The organism is Enterobacter sp. SECR19-1250 (assembly GCF_013391025.1).
GTDB lineage: Bacteria > Pseudomonadota > Gammaproteobacteria > Enterobacterales > Enterobacteriaceae > Enterobacter > Enterobacter cloacae.
The window spans coordinates 1-7,530 of record NZ_JACASJ010000160.1 but is presented as its reverse complement, the minus strand read 5'-3'; the positions used below and the strand labels follow the sequence as shown (position 1 = coordinate 7,530).

Sequence of the window (7,530 nt, the reverse complement as noted above, 5' to 3'; positions counted from 1 at the left end):
TCGGCCATCTTGGTCAGGCCCAGGTTGATCGCGTCGGCCAGGATCGTGGTCAGCAACAGATTCTTGTCCTTGGCCAGGTCGCCCGATTTCAGGTGCGTGAAGTGCCGGGTGAAGCCCGTCCATTCGTCCACCTCCAGTAGTAGTTCGGTGATCTTGACGTGCGGCAGGATCATCGCCGCTGAAACCGGCCTGGAGCCCCATACAGTCAGTGACGGCGAGCGCGTCAGCGGCGTCTACCGTCGCAGCGTGATGCTGGCCAGCGGGCGTTTTGCGATGCTCGATGATGGCAAGGGTTTCAGCCTGGTGCCCTGGAAGGCGGTGATTGAGCAACGGCTAGGTAGCACCCTCGCAGCGACTGTCCGTGCGGGACATGTGACCTGGGAAATCGGGAGGCAACGTGGCCCCACAGTTTCATAAGGCGAGTCGGTCCCCTCGGTACGGTGGCGATGCTGGGCGCTGAAATGTGTTGCCGCTTTTCCCCGGTTCTTGGTAACATCGCTTTTTCCCGGTTCTTGGTAACATGATCAAATGGTGCATACTTTTATCAGACATAGGCTCATGGTGGTGGCGTTGCTGCTTGCAACGTTCGTTGCCATACCTGTGGCTGACATGTTTCTGTGTGCATCCGAGAGCGTAGATGCTCACTATGTCATGGCGGATTCTCACGATGAGAGTGTGGATAACCAGAGCAATGGTTCCGACTCAGACAGTGGTCATGACGCCTGTAGCCATGGGCATTTTCACCATATCTACGCTCACATTCCCCCGGGCACGGCCCCCAAAACCGAGTCCCTCAATTCGGCGCATCAGTGGCCAGCCAGTGATGCCCTTGCGTCTCGCACTCCTGACGGGTTGATGCGCCCACCCAAAGCCTGACGACTCCCGGCTGCACCCTTCGTGCGGCCGTTTCGTCAACTCATTCAGCTTTGGGAGTTTCCTCATGTTCACGTCGTTCAGTCGACCGCAGTGGGCGGTTGGCTTTGCTGTGGCTGTTACAGCGGTCTTATTCGCATTACCTTCTCGGGCCGAGCCGGCTCCGCCCTATGAAGCATTGATCGAGAGCCTCGATCGCATCCCCATCACGGTTGAAGCGGAGGCGTTGCTCGACGCTGCCAATGCGCGCGCGCAACAGGCGCGGGCTTTGCCCAATCCCTCTGTCTCCGTGCAAACCGAAAACGTTTACGGTCGCGGTCCCTTTTCCGGCTACGACGCTGCGGAATCAACATTCTCCATCAATCAGCCATTGGAGCTGTGGGGCCAGCGAGGCGCACGTATCGGTGCCGCACAGGCGGAAGCTAAGGTCGCGGCGCTGCGGCGTGATCAAACACAGTGGACGGTCGCTGGCAGTCTTGCGCTGATCTATTCCGAAGCGGAAGCGGCTTCCCTGCAATATGAACTGGCTGTCGAGGCGCTGGAACTGACGGAAGCGGACGCGAACGCAGTCATGCTGCGGATCGAAGAAGGTCGGGAACCCTCACTGCGCGGCATCCAGGCGAACAGCGAAGTTGAATCTGCCCGTGCTGCAGTGGACGAAGCGCGGGCGAACCGCGATGGCGCATTTGCCAGACTGACTGCTGCCGCGATGCTGGTCCAGCCAGTGACCGCCATCGAACCCAGTCTATTGAACCGCTCCCCTGATGCCTCCTTTCAGGCCATGGGCAATCCTCTCACCGTTCAGATTGCCGAGGCAGAACTGGAGGCCGCGAGTAAATCGGTGAGTGTCGAGCGGTTGCGTGCGCGTCCTGCGGTAAGCGCGTCGCTTGGTGTGCGGAGGTTCCAGGAATACGACACGGAGGCATTCACCTTCGGCATCAATGTATCTCTCCCCTTGTTCGACAGAAACAAGGGCGCGATCAGTGCTGCCCGTGCAGAGGAACGTGCCGCAGCAGCCAGGTTGACCACGGCAAAGCTGCAAACCCAGGCGAATCGCAGTGCTGCCCAAGCCCGTCTTGATGCGTCCATTACCCGCATACGTGCTGCCGACAAAGGCGTTGCTTCGGCGGAGGAAGCCTACCAACTCGCGCGTGCGGGGTTCGACGCCGGGCGTATCTCGCAACTGGAGCTGCGCAGTATCCGATCGGCTCTGATCAGTGCACGTAATACGGCCGTCAATGCGCGGTTAGCGCGCGTCCGCGCGGAAGTTGAACTCGCAGGCCTTGATGACCGCGCTCCATTCTGAGGAAGCATTCATGAACTCAACCAAAAACCGGCTCCTCATTGGAGCAGCTTTACTGATCGCCCTAGGGCTTGGCTTCGGCGTCGCCCAATTCGTGCCGCATGCGGAGCATGAAGCGCAGGCCGAGGATGGTGATCATGCCTTTCATGACGAGGGTCATGAAGAAGATGGAGGACACGATGACCACGACGAACACGAGGGAGAGTCGACAGAAGAAGGTGTCGTCGCACTGACGGAACAGCAGATCAAGGCGTCGGGCATCGGTATCGTCAACGTCAGCCGTGGCGGAGGGAATGAATATCGACTGTCAGGCCGCGTTGAACCGGCGGTTGACGCCAAGGCCATTGTCGCCGCGGTCACCAGCGGCCGGGTTGAACAGATTCTCGTTGCTACCGGTGCCTCAGTAGAGGTGGGCCAATCGCTGGCGATCATCGTCAGCGGCGAAGCCGCCACATTGCGTGCCAACGCCGATGCCGCGGTGGCAGAGGCGGAGGCAGCGCGACTTGTCTATCAACGGGACCTGAATCTCGTTGCGCAAGGCATCGTCGCCCGCCAGGAGATGGAGGCATCCCGGGCACGGTCTCTTGCCGCCGACGCAGCGGCGAGGGCAGCGCAGGCGCAAGTCGCCGCCAGTGGATCACCTGATACCTCGGGGCGGCTCACCATCAACAGCCAGATTGCCGGCATCGTCAGCGCCGTGAATATCACCCCCGGTGGGGTTGTGGCGGCCGGCGGCGCTGTGGCGGAAATCGCAGACCCGGCCCGGGTGGAACTGGTGTTCAACGCGCCTCCGGCGCTGGCATCTGCAGTCACCACGGAAACCCGCATCCAAGTGACGGGAACATCCCGCAACTTTGACGCTGTCGTGGTCGGCGTTGCCGCCAATGCCCGCGAACAAAGTGGTGCAACGGTTATCCGAGCGCGATCAACTGCCGGCGATCTGCCGCCAGCCGGTTCACCGATAACGGCCATTGTCGTGACGGACACACAGGAAGCCGGACTCACCGTACCTGCCGATGCCGTGCAAACGGTGGAAGGGCAATCCGTCGTATTCGTGGTTGAGGACAGCGGCTTTCGCGCTACGCCGGTGCTTGTCGGTCGGCGTGCGGGTGGGTTCATTGAAATCCTCAATGGCCTGTCCGGTAATGAACGCATTGCTGGCACCAATGCCTTTCTGTTGAAAGCCGAACTCGCCAAGGGCGAGGCCGAGCACGGTCACTGAGGAGAAGCCCATGTTCAAAATGATTATTGAGAAATCAGTTCAGTTTCGCTGGGCTGTGGTGTTCGCCGCGACGCTCGTCATGGCCTACGGGTTGTTTCAGCTCAGCAGGCTTCCCATCGATGCCGTTCCGGACATTACCAATCGTCAGGTGCAGATCAACACCGTCGCACCTGCGCTAGCGCCCGCGCAAATCGAGCGCCAAGTGACCTATCCGCTCGAAACCGCACTCGCCGGAATACCGGGGCTGACCCGCACGCGCTCCATATCGCGCAACGGGTTCTCACAGGTTACCGCCATCTTCACCGACCAGACCGACATTTACTTCGCACGTCAGCAAGTCGGCGAGCGCATGCGTGAGGTGGAGGAAGATCTGCCGGAAGGGGTGACACCGATGATGTCACCCGTCACGACGGGACTGGGCGAAGTCCTGATGTGGACGGTGGATTTCACACCATTCGATCCGGACAAAACGGTCTCTCCCGGTGAGCCAGGCTGGCAGGAGAACGAAATCTATCTGACGCCGGAAGGCGAGCGGCTCACGACGGCCGAAGAGCGCGCCACCTACCTCAGAACGGTCCAGGACTGGATCATCGCGCCGCTGATGCGCTCAGCACCAGGGCTTGCCGGCGTCGATACGATCGGAGGTTACGTCAAGGAGTACGCGATCAGGCCCAACGCCGAGCAACTGGCGGCCTATGGGCTTGGGCTTGGCGATCTCGTGCTAGCACTTGAACGCTCCAACATTCAGGCAGGCGCAGGTTTCATTCAGCGTGCGGGTGAAGGTTTGATCGTCCGTGCCGATGCGCTCGCGCTAACCGTTGACGATCTGGCGCAGGCGCCGATCACCCGGCGCGACGGCCTCGTCATCCGCGTCGCCGATGTGGCGAGCGTAGGTTTGGGCCGCGCACCGCGCCTGGGCGCGGCGACGCGCAATGGTCACGAAGCGGTACTCGGCACAGCCTTGATGATCGCCGGCGGCAACAGCCGCACGGTCGCACAGGCAGCAGCGGAGCGCCTTGTCGAAGTCAACCGCTCGCTGCCGCCAGACATTGTCGCCGAGCCTGTACTGAACCGCAGCGAACTGGTCAATGCAACGATCAAGACGGTGGCGAAGAATCTGACCGAAGGCGCATTGCTGGTCATCGCCGTGCTGTTCTTGCTGCTGGGCAATCTACGTGCGGCCGCCATCACCGCACTGATCATCCCATTGTCCTTTCTGTTCGCGGTCATCGGCATGAACCGCTTCGGGATCAGCGGCAACCTGATGAGTCTTGGCGCACTCGATTTCGGCATTCTTATCGATGGTGCCGTGATCGTGATCGAAGCAACCTTGCTCATGCTCGGTCAGAGACGTGCCGAACTGGGTCGCGTCCTGTCGCCGGTCGAGCGGTTGAGCGTGGCCGCTCAGGCAGCACGCAAGATGGCACGCCCGGCCGCATTCGGTCAGGTCATCATCCTGCTGGTATTTGCCCCCATCCTTACCCTGGAGGGCGTGGAAGGCAAGACCTTCCAGCCCATGGCGGCAACGCTCATGTTGGCGCTGGTCGGCGCATTCATTTTTTCGTTCACCTTCGTGCCGGCAATGGCCGCCCTGTTCGTGCGTGAGCCAAAGATGCAGGGTGGTGAGCATGGCTATTCGGATGATGGCGAGCACGAAACCCGCCTTATCCGCTTCGTGCGTGCCAAGGTTGAACCGGTCATTCGCCGAGTGGTGATGCGGCCGCGAGCGGTATTCGCCGGTGCTGTTCTCATGCTGGCGATCGGATTGACGGCTTTCGTTTCATTGGGACGAGAGTTCATGCCGACGCTCGATGAAGGCAACCTGGCCATGCAGGCGCTGCGGGTGCCTTCGACTTCCCTGGAGCAATCGCTGTCGATGCAGCTTGCCTTGGAGAGGGCTTTGGCGAATGAGCCGGAAGTCAAAACCATCTTCTCGCGCACGGGCACCGCCGAAGCGGCCATCGACCCGATGCCAACCAACATTTCGGACAGTGTCATCGTGCTCCATCCCCGCGCCGAGTGGCCGGATGGATCACTGGACAAGGAAGCACTGATCCAGCGCTTCGAATCGCTGGTGAGTGATCAGATCGGTAACGCATTCGAATTCAGTCAACCCATCGAACTGCGTTTCAACGAACTGATTTCAGGCGTGAGGACCGACCTGGCTGTCATGGTTTTTGGTGACGACTTCGACATCCTGCAAAGAACGGCGGATCAGATCGCGCTCAAGCTACGCGGCATCCCGGGGGCTGCCGACGTGCGTGTGGAGCAGGTCTCTGGACTGCCTACGCTCACGGTCCAGATCGATCACGCGGCCGCAGCCCAGTATGGATTGAGCGCCGCCGATGTCAGTGAGGCCGTGGCAACCGGCATCGGTGGAACATCCGCTGGCAAGATCTTCGAGGGCGACCGTCGCTTCGACGTCGTGATTCGGCTGGAAGAAGTCGCCCGAAATGATCCTGCGCAACTGGCGGCCCTGCCCATCGTTGCAGCTGATGGCACCGTGGTGCCTTTGTCATCGGTGGCGCGTATCGACGTACGCGAAGGGCCCAACCAGATCAGTCGCAACAATGGCAGTCGCCGCATCGTGGTGCAGTCCAATGTACGCGGTCGGGATCTGGGTGGGTTCGTGCAGGAGGCTCAGACCGCCGTGGCAGATGTGCCGCTTCCCGCAGGTGTCTATCTGACCTGGGGCGGCCAGTTCGAGAATCTGCAGCGTGCCGAGGCGCGCTTGATGATGGTGGTTCCGGTCGTGTTTCTGCTGATCGGAAGCCTGCTGTACATGGCGTTGGGCACCATCCGTGAAGCCGCGCTTGTCTTTGTCTGCGTGCCCTTGGCTTTGGTGGGTGGCGCATTGGCACTGCTGCTGCGTGGTATGCCGTTCTCCGTATCGGCAGCCGTGGGCTTCATCGCGGTGTCGGGTGTGGCCACGCTCAATGGCTTGGTGCTGATGCAGGCGATTCGTGAGCGTCTGACGGCTGGTGACCTGCCTCTGGAGGCCGCTGCCGCTGGCGCGTCGAGCCGCCTTCGCGCCGTGCTGACGACGGCACTGGTGGCCATCGTCGGCTTCATCCCCATGGCGATAGCGACAGGGTCCGGGGCCGAAGTACAGAAGCCGCTCGCCACCGTCGTTATCGGGGGATTGATCACCGCCACCGTGTTGACCTTGATGGTGCTGCCCACCTTCGCTGCTCGTGCGGTGAAGCCGGAAGAAACGGGGAGAGGCAGAGCATGACAAGCAAACTACATCCGGTTTCTTATCCCGCTCAAACATCAAAATGTCGAGAAGTTGAAGGATTCCTTCTCCACGTACTCATGCAGCCGCAGTGTCATACGGAATCCGTCCACCATCTCCGGCCTTGTTGATCAAATCGCCCCGCAGGCAGCCTGAGCCCATGGGGCTTTCGCCCCTTAGGCGAGGGGCTGCCGAACAGGCAGACCAAGCCTGTTCATCTTGTTGATCACCTTCACGCCGATCAGCACCTCGGCCACCTGCGCGTTGTAATGGCGCAGGCTCAGCTTCGGGCCAATCAGCTGCTTGTAGCGATACATCGCCGTCTCAGCCAGCGACCGTCGGTGATAGCCAGATGACTTCTTCCAGGCCTTCAGCTCACCCGCTTTCAGGGCGTTGACCGCCTCATTACGCGGATGGTCTCCCGGCCATAGTGCTGCTCCTTCGCGGGGCGGGATGGTCGCCTTGCAGCCCTTGCGCAGTAACACCCGATGGCACTCGCGCGTGTCGTAGGCGCCATCCGCCGACACCTGTGTCACCTTGCGCCGCAACGGATTGAGCAAGGTGGGCAGCACTTCGTTGTCACCCACCGAGACCAGACTCACCTCGGCCGCCACCACATCGTGGGTCGCCGCATCCACCGCCAGATGGAGCTTGCGCCACTCCCGCCGCCGTTCAGCACCGTGTTTACGCGCCTTCCACTCGCCATCGCCATAGACCTTCAGGCCAGTCGAATCGATGACCACATGCGCCACCGGGCCCCGGCTGGGCGGCCGGTAGTTGACGATGACCGTCTTGGCGCGCTTGCTGATGCTGCTGTAATCCGGCGAGACAAGGTCCACCTTGGGGTCGTCTCAGAATTCGGAAAATAAAGCACGCTAAGGCGTAGTCACCCCGTGA

3 protein-coding genes and 3 pseudogenes are annotated in these 7,530 nt (G+C 61.0%); 4 read left to right on the top strand and 2 right to left on the bottom strand.

Going from position 1 to position 7,530, the window contains the following annotated elements; genetic code table 11:
* Positions 1–176 (bottom strand): annotated as a pseudogene (locus HX884_RS24560) (Tn3 family transposase); the annotation flags it as partial.
* On the opposite strand from HX884_RS24560, the pseudogene HX884_RS24555 reads away from it, so the two are divergent.
* The 4 genes and pseudogenes from HX884_RS24555 to HX884_RS24540 all read left to right on the top strand — a co-directional run.
* A pseudogene (locus HX884_RS24555) lies at positions 172–417 on the top strand (DUF3363 domain-containing protein); the annotation flags it as partial. The pseudogenes HX884_RS24560 and HX884_RS24555 sit on opposite strands and share 5 nt — an antisense overlap.
* Before the next feature lie 523 nt (positions 418–940).
* Positions 941–2,179, top strand: a complete 1,239-nt coding sequence (locus HX884_RS24550; RefSeq protein ID WP_178328929.1) for a TolC family protein — start codon at positions 941–943, stop codon at positions 2,177–2,179.
* Between the two features lie 10 nt (positions 2,180–2,189).
* Positions 2,190–3,398 carry an efflux RND transporter periplasmic adaptor subunit gene (locus HX884_RS24545; protein WP_178328928.1) on the top strand — a complete coding sequence of 403 codons (1,209 nt, stop codon included), beginning with the start codon at positions 2,190–2,192 and terminating at the stop codon, positions 3,396–3,398.
* Between the two features lie 10 nt (positions 3,399–3,408).
* Entirely contained in the window at positions 3,409–6,633 is a 3,225-nt protein-coding gene (locus HX884_RS24540; RefSeq protein ID WP_178328927.1) for an efflux RND transporter permease subunit, read from the top strand.
* A gap of 176 nt (positions 6,634–6,809) precedes the next feature.
* On the opposite strand, the pseudogene HX884_RS24535 reads toward HX884_RS24540, so the two are convergent.
* A pseudogene (locus HX884_RS24535) lies at positions 6,810–7,472 on the bottom strand (IS5 family transposase); the annotation flags it as partial.
* Positions 7,473–7,530: the final 58 nt, after the last annotated feature.